Source organism: Enterobacter sichuanensis, assembly GCF_009036245.1.
Taxonomy (GTDB): Bacteria; Pseudomonadota; Gammaproteobacteria; order Enterobacterales; family Enterobacteriaceae; genus Enterobacter; species Enterobacter sichuanensis.
Genome location: NZ_CP027986.1, coordinates 3,126,200 through 3,139,875, shown reverse-complemented (window position 1 = coordinate 3,139,875; position 13,676 = coordinate 3,126,200). Strand labels below are relative to the sequence as shown.

At 55.7% G+C, this 13,676-nt stretch carries 12 protein-coding genes; 7 read left to right on the top strand and 5 right to left on the bottom strand.

Annotated features, from left to right (window positions below; genetic code table 11):
• Positions 1 to 6: 6 nt before the first annotated feature.
• Positions 7 to 747, bottom strand: coding sequence for an HTH-type transcriptional regulator MlrA (mlrA, locus tag C1N69_RS15140; protein WP_047959089.1), 741 nt, complete (start codon positions 745 to 747; stop codon positions 7 to 9).
• A gap of 217 nt (positions 748 to 964) precedes the next feature.
• Between mlrA and C1N69_RS15135 the strand changes: the two genes are divergently transcribed.
• From C1N69_RS15135 to C1N69_RS15125, 3 genes are read left to right on the top strand one after another with little or no spacing between them, the layout of a single operon-like run.
• Positions 965 to 2,650, top strand: coding sequence for a sensor histidine kinase (locus C1N69_RS15135; RefSeq protein WP_155031481.1), 1,686 nt, complete (start codon positions 965 to 967; stop codon positions 2,648 to 2,650).
• Positions 2,644 to 3,363 (top strand): two-component system response regulator BtsR, encoded by a 720-nt coding sequence (gene btsR / locus C1N69_RS15130; protein WP_025760014.1) that lies wholly within the window; start codon positions 2,644 to 2,646, stop codon positions 3,361 to 3,363. The genes C1N69_RS15135 and btsR overlap by 7 nt, the downstream gene beginning before the upstream one ends.
• 46 nt (positions 3,364 to 3,409) lie before the next feature.
• Positions 3,410 to 3,880: a YehS family protein gene (locus C1N69_RS15125; RefSeq protein WP_045285177.1), complete on the top strand. Its 471-nt coding sequence runs from the start codon at positions 3,410 to 3,412 to the stop codon at positions 3,878 to 3,880.
• A gap of 93 nt (positions 3,881 to 3,973) precedes the next feature.
• On the opposite strand, the gene metG is transcribed toward C1N69_RS15125, so the two are convergent.
• Entirely contained in the window at positions 3,974 to 6,007 is a 2,034-nt protein-coding gene (metG, locus tag C1N69_RS15120) for a methionine--tRNA ligase (RefSeq protein WP_155031480.1), read from the bottom strand.
• A 137-nt stretch (positions 6,008 to 6,144) separates the two neighbouring features.
• On the opposite strand from metG, the gene apbC reads away from it, so the two are divergent.
• Complete coding sequence (gene apbC / locus C1N69_RS15115) at positions 6,145 to 7,254, top strand: iron-sulfur cluster carrier protein ApbC (protein ID WP_025760017.1); 1,110 nt, start codon at positions 6,145 to 6,147, stop codon at positions 7,252 to 7,254.
• A 94-nt stretch (positions 7,255 to 7,348) separates the two neighbouring features.
• Here the strand turns inward: apbC and C1N69_RS15110 are convergent, their stop codons facing one another.
• Complete coding sequence (locus C1N69_RS15110; protein WP_047959087.1) at positions 7,349 to 7,834, bottom strand: GNAT family N-acetyltransferase; 486 nt, start codon at positions 7,832 to 7,834, stop codon at positions 7,349 to 7,351.
• Positions 7,779 to 8,111: an RcnB family protein gene (locus C1N69_RS15105; protein WP_025760019.1), complete on the bottom strand. Its 333-nt coding sequence runs from the start codon at positions 8,109 to 8,111 to the stop codon at positions 7,779 to 7,781. The genes C1N69_RS15110 and C1N69_RS15105 overlap by 56 nt, the downstream gene beginning before the upstream one ends.
• A 444-nt stretch (positions 8,112 to 8,555) precedes the next feature.
• On the opposite strand from C1N69_RS15105, the gene C1N69_RS15100 reads away from it, so the two are divergent.
• The 3 genes from C1N69_RS15100 to C1N69_RS15090 are packed head-to-tail and all read left to right on the top strand — an operon-like array spanning position 8,556 to position 12,327.
• Positions 8,556 to 9,695, top strand: coding sequence for a polysaccharide export protein (locus C1N69_RS15100; RefSeq protein WP_095451540.1), 1,140 nt, complete (start codon positions 8,556 to 8,558; stop codon positions 9,693 to 9,695).
• A complete protein-coding gene (locus C1N69_RS15095) occupies positions 9,695 to 10,144 on the top strand; it encodes an arsenate reductase/protein-tyrosine-phosphatase family protein (protein ID WP_047959086.1) in 450 nt (149 codons plus the stop codon). Before C1N69_RS15100 ends, C1N69_RS15095 begins: the two co-directional genes overlap by 1 nt.
• The gene (locus C1N69_RS15090) at positions 10,144 to 12,327 is read left to right on the top strand and encodes a polysaccharide biosynthesis tyrosine autokinase (protein WP_155031479.1); all 2,184 of its coding nucleotides are present in this window, start codon (positions 10,144 to 10,146) and stop codon (positions 12,325 to 12,327) included. The genes C1N69_RS15095 and C1N69_RS15090 overlap by 1 nt, the downstream gene beginning before the upstream one ends.
• On the opposite strand, the gene C1N69_RS15085 is transcribed toward C1N69_RS15090, so the two are convergent.
• Positions 12,324 to 13,667, bottom strand: coding sequence for an NCS2 family permease (locus C1N69_RS15085; RefSeq protein ID WP_025759997.1), 1,344 nt, complete (start codon positions 13,665 to 13,667; stop codon positions 12,324 to 12,326). The two genes, C1N69_RS15090 and C1N69_RS15085, sit on opposite strands and share 4 nt — an antisense overlap.
• Positions 13,668 to 13,676 lie beyond the last annotated feature (9 nt).

The following is a 13,676-nucleotide window of genomic DNA, read 5'->3' as shown; positions in this document are numbered from 1 at the left end:
ATGCCGTTATGGCTCATCCGGGCCAAGGGAATAAACCGGGTAACCACTCTCGCGCCATTGTGTCAGCAGCTGTTGCTGGGTGGCGGACGGCACTTCGCCACACCAGACCAGCAGGGTATGACCGTCGAAAAACTCAGGTCTGAGCTGCGCCAGAGAGTGCGCCAGGACATCCACGCGCCAGCCCTTCTGGGTCGCAATCCACGCTTCCAGCCACAGGCGGGTGGTGTCGTGTACGTTCCAGCCGACCACCAGCGCATCTTTTCCGGCTTTGTTCTTCGCTGAGGCAAGGCAAACGGCAATGTAGTTGATCAGCACGCCGTCGAGCATACTGAGCAGTGCCTGCAAAGTAGACTGCTGACACTGCAGGCGTCGACGCAGGGGAATAAACAGATGGGTGATCAGCGTCTGCGCCGGATAATCGCGACCCTGCTCTTTGATCCATCCGCGCAGGCGCTGCAGGTTGCCTGCCTGCAGGAGGCGCAACAGGGTTTCCTGTTGTTCGCGCCAGCGGTGTTGCGTGTCAGGGTCGTCGTGGCTGAGGAGGGACTTCACTTTCCCGACCTGCACCCCGTTGTCGATCCAGCTTTTGATCTCACGGATCCGGTCGATATCGGCATCATTGAACAGGCGGTGCCCACCGTCCGTTCTCTGCGGTTTGAGTAATCCATACCGTCGCTGCCACGCCCGTAGGGTAACGGGATTGATATCACAAAGGAGTGCCACTTCACCTATCGTGTAAAGCGCCATATTCGCCCCCTGGCTTACGCGTCCCCAGCTTAACTGTAGACCCAGTTTGTCGAACCAGGAAGAGTTGATTGATTTTTGAACAAACAATGCGAAGCATGCGCGATATTCAGAAAAAGGTGTGATAACGGACACGATTTTGCGCTTTTTTGGGATGCTTCAAAGAAAGTTGAGCCGTACCCGTGTATGTTACGCGTTTTTAGCGTGTGCGGTTTTGAGTATGTACGAGTTTAATCTGGTGCTGCTGTTGCTTCAGCAGATGTGCGTGTTTCTTGTCATTGCGTGGCTGATGAGTAAAACGCGCCTGTTTATCCCGCTGATGCAAGTCACCGTACGCCTGCCGCACAAATTCCTCTGCTATGTCGTATTTTCCATATTCTGCATTATGGGGACCTGGTTTGGTCTCCATATCGAAGATTCTATTGCCAATACGCGCGCTATCGGCGCGGTGATGGGCGGTCTGCTGGGCGGTCCGGTCGTCGGGGGGCTCGTTGGTTTAACCGGGGGGCTGCATCGTTATTCCATGGGCGGGATGACGGCCCTGAGCTGTATGATCTCGACGATCGTGGAAGGGCTGCTCGGCGGCCTGGTCCACAGCTACATGATTAAACGCGGCCGGCCGGATAAAGTATTTAGCCCCCTGACCGCCGGGGCGATCACCTTTGTGGCTGAAATGGCGCAGATGGCGATCATTCTGCTGATTGCCCGTCCCTTCGACGATGCGCTGCACCTGGTCGGCAGTATTGCCGCCCCGATGATGGTCACCAACACCGTGGGCGCGGCGCTGTTTATGCGTATTCTCCTCGACAAGCGCGCCATGTTTGAGAAGTACACCTCAGCCTTTTCCGCCACGGCGCTCAAGGTTGCGGCCTCGACCGAAGGTATCCTGCGCCAGGGGTTTAACGAAGAGAACAGCATGAAGGTGGCGCTGGTGCTCTACAAGGAGCTGGACATCGGCGCGGTGGCCATAACCGACCGCGAGCGGCTGCTGGCCTTTACCGGCACCGGGGACGATCACCATTTACCGGGTAAACCCATCTCCTCAGCCTATACGTTGCGCGCCATTGAGACCGGCGAGGTGGTGTATGCCGACGGTAACGAAGTGCCTTACCGCTGTTCGCTGCATCCGCAGTGCAAGCTCGGTTCCACCCTGGTCATTCCGCTGCGCGGCGAAAATCAGCGGGTGATGGGCACCATCAAGCTGTATGAGGCGAAAAACCGTCTGTTCAGCTCGATCAACCGCACGCTGGGGGAGGGGATCGCCCAGCTGCTGTCAGCGCAAATCCTCGCCGGGCAATATGAACGGCAGAAGGCCCTGCTGACCCAGTCAGAAATTAAACTGCTGCATGCCCAGGTCAACCCGCATTTCCTGTTTAATGCGCTCAACACCCTCAAAGCGGTGATCCGCCGCGACAGCGATCAGGCCGCGCAGCTGGTACAGTTTCTGTCGACCTTTTTCCGCAAAAACCTGAAACGGCCGTCAGAGATCGTGACCCTCGCCGATGAGATTGAGCACGTTAATGCCTATCTGCAGATCGAGCAGGCGCGTTTCCAGTCGCGCCTGCAGGTGTCGCTCTCCGTTCCGGAAGAGCTGGCGTACCAGCATCTCCCGGCGTTTACCCTGCAGCCTATCGTGGAAAACGCCATTAAACACGGTACGTCTCAGCTTTTGGGAACAGGGCAGATAACCATCGCCGCCAGCCGGTTCAATCACCATCTGGTGCTGGACATTGAAGATAATGCCGGGCTTTATCAGCCTTCCGCCTCCGGCGGTTTAGGGATGAGCCTGGTGGATAAACGCCTGCGCGCCCATTTTGGCGATGACTGCGGCATTACCGTCGCCTGCGAGCCTGACCGATTTACCCGTATTACCGTACGACTGCCGCTGGAGGAAAGCGCATGTTAAGAGTGCTGATTGTGGATGACGAGCCGCTGGCACGGGAAAACCTGCGCGTTCTGCTGCAGGAGCAGCCGGATATAGAGATTGTGGGAGAGTGTGCCAACGCCATTGAGGCCATTGGCGCGGTGCACAAGCTGCGCCCGGATGTGCTGTTCCTCGATATTCAGATGCCCCGCATCAGCGGACTGGAGATGGTCGGCATGCTCGACCCGGAGCATCGTCCCTACATCGTGTTTCTCACGGCGTTCGATGAATATGCCGTCAAAGCCTTTGAGGAGCACGCGTTTGATTATCTACTCAAGCCAATTGAAGAGAAGCGTCTGGAAAAAACGCTCACGCGCTTACGCCAGGAGCGCACCGCGCAGGATGTCACCGTGCTGCCGGAAAACCAGCAGCCGCTAAAGTTTATCCCCTGCACCGGACACAGCCGGATTTATCTTTTGCAGATGGATGATGTGGCGTTTGTCAGCAGCCGCCTGAGCGGCGTATTTGTCACCAGCGCAGAAGGGAACGAAGGGTTCACCGAACTGACGCTGCGCACACTGGAGAGCCGCACGCCGCTGATTCGCTGCCATCGTCAGTATCTGGTCAATATGGCGCACCTGAAAGAGATCCGGCTGGAAGATAACGGCCAGGCCGAGCTGGTTCTGCGTGCCGGGCAAACCGTCCCGGTCAGCCGCCGCTACCTGAAGAGTTTGAAAGAGGCGATTGGGCTGTAAAACTGCTACACTGCGCGCCATTGCATCATCGACATTCGAAGGCTCTATGCTAAGTAACGATATTCTTCGTAGCCTGCGCTACACCCTGAAAGCGAACAATAACGACATGGTGCGCATTCTTGCGCTGTCGGACATGGAATCCACCTCTGCCGGTTTCGACACCTGGATGACCAAAGAAGACGAAGAGGGGTTTGTGCGCTGCCCTGACATTATTCTGTCGGGTTTCCTGAATGGTCTGATCTACGATAAGCGTGGCAAAGATGACTCTGCGCCAGAGCTGGCGCTGGAGCGTCGGGTGAATAACAATACGGTGCTCAAAAAACTGCGCATCGCATTCTCGCTGAAAACGGATGATATTGTGGCGATCATGACGGAGCAAAAATTCCGCGTCTCCGTGCCGGAAGTGACCGCCATGATGCGCGCCCCGGACCATAAAAATTACCGCGAGTGCGGCGACCAGTTTCTGCGTAATTTCCTGCGCGGGCTGACTCAGAGGGTGCATAACCCGAAGGCGTGATTGCGCAATGGGTGCGGCCTGATGCCCTCACCCCGGCCCTCTCCCACAGGGAGAGGGAGAACAAAAAAGCCGGATAATAATCCGGCTTTTTTGTTATTTCACCTGCTGACCCGGCTTCGCGCCTTCGTCAGGGCTTAACAGGAAGATATCTTTCCCGCCAGGGCCTGCGGCCATCACCATCCCCTCAGAGATGCCGAAGCGCATTTTACGCGGCGCCAGGTTGGCGACCATCACGGTCTGACGGCCAATCAGCACCTGCGGATCCGGGTAAGCTGAACGGATGCCGGAGAAGACGTTGCGCTTCTCACCGCCCAGATCCAGCGTCAGGCGCAGCAGTTTGTCAGAGCCTTCCACAAATTCCGCGTTCTCAATCAGCGCCACGCGCAGGTCGACTTTGGCGAAATCATCAAAAGTGATGGTGTCCTGAATCGGATCGTCAGCCAGCGGGCCGGTTACCGGTGCCGCAGCCGCCTTCACCTCTTCCTTAGAGGCTTCCACCAGCGCTTCAACCTGTTTCATCTCAATGCGGTTGTACAGCGCTTTGAAGGTGTTCACCTTGTGGCCGAGCAGCGGCTGCTGGATAGCATCCCAGCTCAGTTCGGTGTTCAGGAATGCTTCGGCACGGGCTGCCAGCTGCGGCAGTACCGGCTTCAGCCAGGTCATCAGCACGCGGAACATGTTCAGACCCATGGTGCAGATGGCCTGCAGATTGGCATCACGGCCTTCCTGTTTCGCGACCACCCACGGAGCCTGCTCGTCCACATAGCGGTTGGCAACATCGGCCAGCGCCATGATTTCACGAATCGCTTTACCGAATTCACGGCTTTCCCAGGCTTCGCCAATCGCAGCGGCGGCATCGGTGAAGGTTTTATACAGCTCAGGATCGGCCAGTTCGGCAGAAAGCACGCCGTCAAAGCGTTTGGCGATAAATCCTGCGTTACGGGACGCCAGGTTCACCACCTTGTTAACGATGTCCGCGTTCACGCGCTGCACGAAATCTTCCAGGTTAAGGTCGATATCGTCGATGCGCGAAGAGAGCTTCGCGGTGTAGTAATAGCGCAGGCTGTCCGCGTCGAAGTGGTTCAGCCAGGTGCTGGCTTTAATGAATGTCCCGCGGGATTTGGACATCTTCGCGCCGTTGACGGTTACGTAGCCATGCACGAACAGATTGGTTGGCTTGCGGAAGTTGCTGCCTTCCAGCATGGCCGGCCAGAACAGGCTGTGGAAGTAAACGATGTCTTTGCCGATGAAGTGGTACAACTCGGCCGTGGAATCTTTCTTCCAGTATTCGTCGAAGCTGACGGTGTCGCCACGCTTGTCGCACAGGTTCTTGAAGGAACCCATATAGCCGATTGGCGCATCCAGCCAGACGTAGAAATACTTGCCCGGTGCGTTCGGGATTTCAAAGCCGAAGTATGGCGCATCGCGGGAGATATCCCACTGCTGCAGACCAGATTCGAACCACTCCTGCATCTTGTTCGCCACCTGCTCCTGAAGCGCGCCGCTGCGGGTCCACGCCTGCAGCATTTCGCTGAAGGACGGCAGATCGAAGAAGAAGTGCTCGGAGTCACGCATCTCAGGCGTGGCGCCGGAAACCACGGATTTTGGCTCGATAAGCTCGGTCGGGCTGTAGGTCGCGCCGCACACTTCGCAGTTATCGCCGTACTGGTCCGGGGATTTACATTTCGGGCAGGTGCCTTTGACGAAACGGTCCGGCAGGAACATGCCTTTTTCCGGATCGTACAGCTGAGAGATGGTGCGGTTTTTAATAAAACCGTTCTCTTTCAGACGGGTGTAGATCAGCTCCGACAGCTCGCGGTTCTCGTCGCTGTGCGTGGAGTGATAGTTGTCATAGCTGATGTCAAAGCCAGCAAAATCAGTCTGATGCTCCTGACTCATTTCGGCAATCATCTGCTCCGGGGAAATCCCCAGCTGCTGCGCTTTCAGCATGATCGGCGTGCCGTGGGCATCGTCCGCACAGATGAAGTTAACCTCGTGGCCGCGCATTCGCTGGTAACGGACCCAGACATCAGCCTGGATATGCTCCAGCATGTGGCCGAGGTGGATTGAGCCGTTGGCGTACGGCAGTGCGCACGTTACCAGAATTTTCTTCGCGACTTGAGTCATAGTAGGCATTACTTCTTTCAACTGTGAAAAGGGTTTTTGATATTACCAAAAGGGGCAATATTAAGTAAGCACAAACCACGGCCTTTCAGGTAAACTTGTTCATCTAAGGTCTTATTCACAAGAACAAAGGAGTCGGGATGAGTTCTCAATCCCAGGCCAAATCACCGGAAGCCTTACGAGCAATGGTCGCCGGGACGCTGGCTAACTTTCAGCATCCAACCCTGAAGCACAATCTGACTACGCTGAAAGCGTTACATCACGTTGCCTGGCTGGACGACACGCTGCACATTGAACTGCAGATGCCCTTCGTCTGGACCAGCGCCTTTGACGCGCTTAAAGAGCAAACCAGCGCTGAACTGCTGCGCATTACCGGCGCGAAAGCCATCGACTGGAAGCTGAGCCACAGCATCGCCACCCTCAAGCGGGTGAAAAACCAGCCGGGCGTTAACGGTGTGAAAAACATCATTGCGGTCAGCTCGGGTAAGGGCGGGGTGGGTAAATCCTCCACGGCTGTCAACCTGGCACTGGCGCTGGCGGCGGAAGGAGCAAAGGTCGGTATTCTGGATGCCGATATCTACGGCCCGTCCATTCCCAATATGCTGGGCGCAGAGAATCAGCGTCCAACCTCGCCGGACGGCACCCACATGGCGCCAATTATGGCGCACGGTCTGGCCACGAACTCCATCGGTTATCTGGTCACCGACGACAACGCCATGGTCTGGCGTGGCCCAATGGCCAGCAAAGCGTTGATGCAGATGCTGCAGGAGACGATGTGGCCGGATCTGGATTATCTGGTGCTGGATATGCCGCCTGGTACCGGTGATATTCAGCTGACGCTGGCGCAAAACATCCCGGTCACGGGCGCGGTTGTCGTGACGACTCCGCAGGATATCGCGCTGATCGACGCCAAAAAAGGCATCGTGATGTTTGAAAAAGTGGAGGTGCCGGTGCTCGGTATTGTCGAGAACATGAGCATGCACATCTGCAGCAACTGCGGTCACCACGAGCCTATCTTCGGGACCGGTGGGGCAGAAAAACTGGCCGCGAAGTATCACACCCAACTGCTGGGGCAGATGCCGCTGCACATTACTCTGCGTGAAGATCTGGACAGCGGGAAACCGACGGTCGTCAGCCGTCCGGACAGTGAATTTGCAGAGATGTATCGTCAACTGGCGGGGCGCGTGGCCGCGCAGCTCTACTGGCAGGGGGAAGTCATCCCTGGCGACATCGCGTTCCGCGCGGTGTAACTCCTCAGCGCGAATGGCCGGGTGGCGCTTCGCTTACCCGGCCTACAAATAGCACCATGACGTAGGTCGGGTAAGGCGAAGCCGCCACCCGACGTTAACGCAAACGGTAATGCATCAGGTAGTACTCTCCCTCCGGAGAATCCCCCGTTGCCTCAATGTGCCAGCCGTGCCGCTGGTAGAACGCGATAGCCCGCGTATTCTTCACCAGACACTTCAGTGACCCCGTACTGGTGAACGTCTTCTGCACATGTTCCAGGAGCACGTGCCCGACCCCAAGACCTTGATACTGCGGGTCAACAAACAGGTTGTGCAGAAAATTATCGTTCGTCCACACTGACGCAAAACCCAGACGATGGCCGTTCTGAGTGGCAACCCAGATCGCTTCGTCACGCGTTGCTGCGTCAAAATCTTCGAGCTGCCAGTCAGTACTGTCCAGCCATGGCCAGGCTTCACGCCGGGCGTGGAGGAAGAGGGTACGCAGGAAAGGGCGGTCGCTTTCCTGCCAGCGACGAATCAGGATCGTATCAGCGATGATAGAAGATATCTCCGTTGTAGGCTTTGTAGATTTTACCGTCTGCATCGCCAATCAGGACGTAGTTTTCACCCATATAGGTCCAGTGGGTACCCGCATCCGGTGCCGGAAGGTTACGCAGTTGATATTGTTTGATGGTGTATTCCGGGGTTTGATACTGCGCGGGCGCCGTGTCGCCAATTTTAAACTTCGTGAAATCAGCAATGAACTCCTGTTCTTCATAAGCTTTGATGCCGCCAGACGCCGACGCGGTTTGCGGGGCTGCTGACGCTGCACTTGCAAGAGACATTACTACACCCAGAAGCAGCCATGTACGCTTAGCCATTTTTTCTCCAGTTATACCGTTACTGATACTCTCAGCCTGCTGAGAGCCTATTTTAAGTATCCCCGCAGGGGCTGTTAGAAAAAAAATGTAACAAAAGTGGACGATTTTGTGTAGCGCCAAAGGTTAATAACATTACTTTTGTGAATGTTATTTGGTGGGATTAATTCAGTGAAATAATATTTATTTTAACGAAATCTGAAAAGGTGAGTTTGCCATAAGAATGTGAGTCACAAGGCATGCTTTTTATTTGAAGGCGTTTTAAACTCATGAAAGGCAACCGGTTTAATTATCAGTCTTACGTTATTCTGGTGTTTCTTTCCTCTATTTTATGATGTTTATTTCTACATTTAATTATTTGAAAACAGTGCGTTATGATATTGGGTGATTCTTAAAGGGATTGCCTGTTACGCGTTTGGCGCGATCATCAGTGATATTTTAATTTTAATGAAAAACACAATAGCATTCTCTGTAATATTTCTGGCAATAAGTCAGTTGACCGGCTGCATATTTTCTCCCGGGCAAACATTACGTTCATCCGGGAAAAATATTATGGCGTCGGATGAAGAGGGTAATTATTTAGATAAGCGCGTGGATCTTTATCCTCTTACCCCTTCACTGATTGAGAAATTGCGGCCTGCTGTCGCGAAATCTCAGCCAAATCCTAAGCTGGATGAGCAGGTCAGGAAGTGGGAGTACCGCATCGGCGCCGGGGATATTTTAACCGTGACCGTCTGGGATCACCCGGAACTGACAACACCAGCCGGGCAGTATCGCAGTGCCAGTGACACCGGTAACTGGGTGAATGCGGACGGCACGCTCTTTTATCCCTATGTCGGAAAACTGCCGGTGGCAGGCAAAACGGTCTCTGAAGTGAGGGAGGAGATCGCCGCCCGCCTGAATAGCGTGATCGAAAGCCCGCAGGTGGACGTCAGCGTGGCCGCCTTCCGTTCACAAAAAGCCTACGTCACCGGAGAAGTGGTCAAATCTGGTCAGCAGCCCATCACCAATATCCCCCTGACGGTGATGGATGCCGTCAACGCAGCGGGGGGACTCTCTGCCGACGCTGACTGGCGCAATGTGGTGCTCACTCACGAGGGAAAGGATTCTCCTCTCTCCTTGTATGCGCTGATGCAGCATGGTGACCTGACGCAAAATAAGCTGCTCTATCCGGGCGATATCCTGTTTGTTCCGCGTAACGACGCCCTGAAAGTGTTTGTGATGGGCGAAGTTGTCAAGCAGAGCACGCTCAAGATGGACAGAAGCGGCATGACCCTGGCGGAAGCGCTGAGCAATGCGGGGGGATTGAATCAGGACATGGCCGATGCGACGGGCATTTTTGTCATTCGTTCCATGGCTAAAGGCAATGACGCGGGAAAAATAGCCCGTATTTACCAGCTTAATGCGCAGGATGCCTCTGCGATGGTGCTGGGGACCGAATTCCAGCTTGAACCCTACGATATTGTCTATGTCACCACGGCGCCGCTGTCACGCTGGAACCGCGTGATCGCTCAGCTTGTGCCGACCATCTCAGGTGTGCATGACCTGACCGAAACGGTCCGCTACCTCAGGTCGTGGCCGCAATAATGTTTGATTCCATCTTAGTGGTCTGCACGGGCAATATTTGCCGCTCGCCGATTGGCGAGCGGCTGTTACGCCAGCAGCTCCCGGGAAAACGGATCACCTCGGCAGGCATATTCGGCCTGGAGGGAAGCCCGGCGGATCTCAGCGCTCAGGACGTGGCCTGGCGTCATGGGATCTCACTGGAGGGGCATCGCGCACGTAAGCTGACCCAACAGCTGATGCGGGAGTCGGATCTTATTCTGGTGATGGAACCCGCCCATCTGCGTTTTATCTCTGCTATGGCCCCGGAACTGCGCGGCAAATCGCTGCTCTTTGGGCAATGGCTGGAGCAGCAGGAGATCCCCGATCCCTATCGCAAGAGTCGTGAAGCATTTGACTATGTTTTCGGGCTGTTAGGAAAAGCCAGTCAGGAATGGGCTCATCGGTTGAGTCAAAAAGGAATGAAGCATTAATGTCGTCTTATACAACAGACAGTTACGGTGCAGCGGCACCCGAAAATCAGGAAATTGATCTCCTTCGTCTCCTCAGCGAGATGCTCGATCATCGTGTACTTATTCTCTCAGTGACCTTCGTGTTCACCGTCCTGGCGGGGCTATACGCCTTTCTGGCGACGCCTGTTTATCGCGCAGATGCCTTAATCCAGGTGGAAGGAAAACAGGATAACAGCCTGCTCAAAAATTTAAGACAGTTCAGTAATGAGCTCTCTCCCGATGTTGAACCTGAAATTCTGCTGCTTAAATCGCGCATGATCCTCGGGGCCACCGTTGATGAATTAGGCTTAACGCAGAACGTGACGCAGCGGGGACGTCTGTGGGCGCGGTTGCAGGGCCATAAACCCGCCACGCTAACCCTGGGCTGGCTGCAGCTTTCACCTGTCGAAGGGAAGCCACGCACACTTCTCCTCACGGTGCTGGAAAAGGGCGTATATCGGCTGGAGGGCGACAACTTTTCTGCTGAGGGCAGAGAGGGAAAAGCGCTGGAAAAAGAGGGGGTATCCCTGCTGGTGGTGAACCTTGATGCCCCGCCGGGCACCGAATTTACGCTGCAAAGCAGTACCCGTCTGGAGGCCATTAATGCCCTGAGCACCCAGCTTTCCGTGGTTGAATCGGCAAAACAGAGCGGGGTGCTGACGCTAACGCTCACCGGCAGCGACCCGGAGCGGATTGCCCATGTGCTTGACCGGATTGCCAACAACTATCTGCAGCAAAATATTAACCGCCAGGAAGCGCAGGATTCCCGAAGTCTTGCGTTTTTGCAGCAGCAGTTACCTAAAATCCGAAGCGAACTGGATCAGGCCGAAGAGCGGCTGAATCAATATCGCAAACAGCGTGATTCGGTCGATCTCTCTCTCGAAGCGAAATCGGTGCTTGAACAGATTGTAAATATCGAAAACCAGCTCAACGAGCTGACGTTTCGTGAGGCAGAGATCTCTCAGCTGTTTAAGAAAGAGCATCCGAACTACCGCGCATTGCGTGAAAAACGTCACATTCTTGAGCAGGAGAAGATCCACCTGAATCAGCGTGTTGCCGCCATGCCCTCCACTCAGCAGGACATTTTGCGCCTCAGCCGGGATGTGGAGTCAGGCCGCACCATCTACCTGCAGCTGCTTACCCGTCAGCAGGAACTGAATATTTCACGCTCCAGCGCCATCGGGAACGTGCGAATTATCGACAGCGCGGTGACGCAACCCGATCCTATTAAACCGAAAAAGACGCTGATTATGGTGTCGGGCACGCTGTTGGGGCTGATGTGCTCTGTGGGCCTTGTTTTGCTTCGTATTGCATTCAGACGGGGTATCAATACCTCTGAGCAACTGGAAGGGTTCGGCGTCCAGGTGATGGCGACCTTACCGCGTTCGATGTGGTTGTGGAAAAAAACGAATCTGCGCCGCAAACGCGTATTGGGTTCGCGCTGGAGGCACAGGATTAACGATGTGCCTTTTCTGCCGGTTGACCGGCCCGCCGATATTTTTGTCGAGGCCGTGCGGGGGCTGCGTACCAGCCTGCATTTCACGTTGCAGGATGCCGCTAACCGCATCGTCATGATTTCAGGACCCACCCAGGACTGCGGAAAAACGCTGGTCAGCACCTCGCTGGCCGCGATTGAGGCGCAGGCCGGGCTCAGGGTGTTATTTATCGATGCGGATATGCGCGAGGGATACGTCCACAACGTATTTGGTTTGAAAAACCACACCGGACTTTCCTGCGTACTTGAAGAACAGTGCGCCTGTCAGGAGGCGATTCAGCACTATGAGCAAGGCAATATTGATGTGCTGACCTGCGGGCCGGTTCCATCACACCCCTCCGAACTGCTGATGAGCGAACGCTTCAGGGCGGTAATGGCCTGGGCGAATGAACAGTATGACCTGGTGATCCTCGACACACCGCCGGTACTGGCCGTGACCGACGCCGCAGTGGCCGTTCGGGTGGCGGGCACCTCGCTGCTGGTTGCCCGCTTTGGCAAGACCCGCCTGAAAGAGATGGAGAACAGCATCAAGCGTCTGCAACAAACGGGCGCGCGCATCGGCGGTACCGTGCTGAACGACGTGATTAAATCGGCCACGCAGTATTACCGTGCGGGCTATGACCATTATGAGTATGGCCAAAGCCCGGCCCGGCGACAGCGCAAGGATTAATGCTTCACCAGCGTGGCAAAATAATAGACCAGCGGGATGGCGAGGATCCAAAGTCCGACAGGGATGTCTCGCCATTTTCCCGCAATCGCTTTAATGACAATGTAAAACAGCAATCCCCCTGCAATACCTGTCCCGAAGCTGTTGGCGATGAGCGTAATCATTACCATCATCAGTACCGGCAGCCCGTCGGTGAAATTCGCCAGATCCACCTTACGTAGTCCGCTGAACATGTTCAGACCGATCAGGATCAGGGCAGGCGCAGTGGCTTCTTTCGGGATCATCAGCGCAACGGGGGTAAACAGCAGCATCAGCAGAAACATGAACGCGGCGGCCAGCGCTGTGATGCCGGTTTTCCCACCCGCTTCCGCGGCCGCAGAGGATTCAATCAGCGCCGTGGCGGCAGGGATGCCGACCCACGGACCTAACGCCGCGGCAATAGAGTCCACCATAAACGGGCGATTGATATTGACCATATTACCCTCGTCATCCAGCAGCCCGGCTTCTCCTCCCACCGCCAGCGTGGTACCCATGGTGGAGAAAAACTCCGAGGCGAAGAAGACGAACAGGAAGGGCAGGAAGGCAATATTCAGGGCACCCAGCATGTCGATATGGCCCAGCACCGGCGTGAGCGAATGGGGCATATCGATGAAGCTTGCCGGAAGCCGCGTGACCCCCATCGGGATGCCCACGAGGGTGGCGAACAAAATGGCCCACAAGATAGCACCCGGAATACGGCGCGCCTGCAGGGCAATGGCCAGGAACAGGCCAGCGAGCGCCACCAGCGCACCGGGTGAGAGAAAATCCCCCAGCATCAGCGCATTTGTTTTGGCGTTGGCCAGCACCAGCCCGGCATTGCGAAAGCCTAATACCGCGACAAACAGGCCGATAGAGGCCGTCAGCCCAAGTTTGATGGACTGCGGTACGGAGCGGGTGACCACTTCCCGCAGGCCAAAGCGGGTAAGAAGAAAGAACAAAATCCCCGACCAGCAGGCAATGCCAAGACCGATTTCCCAGCCGATGCCCTCACTTCCCGCCAGCGTCACGCCGACCAGCACCGAGCCACCAATGCCCGGCCCGACAATAAACGGCAGGTTAGCGTAAAAGGCCATCAGCAGCGTTCCGGCCACAAACACTAAAATGGTGCCGGTCGTCGCCGCGCCTTTGTCCATCCCGCCTACGGCCAGCAGGCCCGGGATGACCACCAGCAAATAGGCGGCGGCGAGAAAACCAGTGAGACCCGCCAGACACTCGGTACGCACGGTACTGCCACGCGTATGCAGTGCAAAACGACGTTCAAGCCAGCTCCCTGGTGCTGGCGAATTAACGGTGTTGTCGGCCATTATCCGGCT

Excerpts from the sequence above, each read along its gene's own strand:
- mlrA (WP_047959089.1), bottom strand. The coding sequence starts at position 747 with ATGGCGCTTTACACGATAGGTGAAGTGGCACTCCTTTGTGATATCAAT.
- C1N69_RS15135 (WP_155031481.1), top strand. The coding sequence starts at position 965 with ATGTACGAGTTTAATCTGGTGCTGCTGTTGCTTCAGCAGATGTGCGTG.
- btsR (WP_025760014.1), top strand. The coding sequence starts at position 2,644 with ATGTTAAGAGTGCTGATTGTGGATGACGAGCCGCTGGCACGGGAAAAC.
- C1N69_RS15125 (WP_045285177.1), top strand. The coding sequence starts at position 3,410 with ATGCTAAGTAACGATATTCTTCGTAGCCTGCGCTACACCCTGAAAGCG.
- metG (WP_155031480.1), bottom strand. The coding sequence starts at position 6,007 with ATGACTCAAGTCGCGAAGAAAATTCTGGTAACGTGCGCACTGCCGTAC.
- apbC (WP_025760017.1), top strand. The coding sequence starts at position 6,145 with ATGAGTTCTCAATCCCAGGCCAAATCACCGGAAGCCTTACGAGCAATG.
- C1N69_RS15110 (WP_047959087.1), bottom strand. The coding sequence starts at position 7,834 with ATGCAGACGGTAAAATCTACAAAGCCTACAACGGAGATATCTTCTATC.
- C1N69_RS15105 (WP_025760019.1), bottom strand. The coding sequence starts at position 8,111 with ATGGCTAAGCGTACATGGCTGCTTCTGGGTGTAGTAATGTCTCTTGCA.
- C1N69_RS15100 (WP_095451540.1), top strand. The coding sequence starts at position 8,556 with ATGAAAAACACAATAGCATTCTCTGTAATATTTCTGGCAATAAGTCAG.
- C1N69_RS15095 (WP_047959086.1), top strand. The coding sequence starts at position 9,695 with ATGTTTGATTCCATCTTAGTGGTCTGCACGGGCAATATTTGCCGCTCG.
- C1N69_RS15090 (WP_155031479.1), top strand. The coding sequence starts at position 10,144 with ATGTCGTCTTATACAACAGACAGTTACGGTGCAGCGGCACCCGAAAAT.
- C1N69_RS15085 (WP_025759997.1), bottom strand. The coding sequence starts at position 13,667 with ATGGCCGACAACACCGTTAATTCGCCAGCACCAGGGAGCTGGCTTGAA.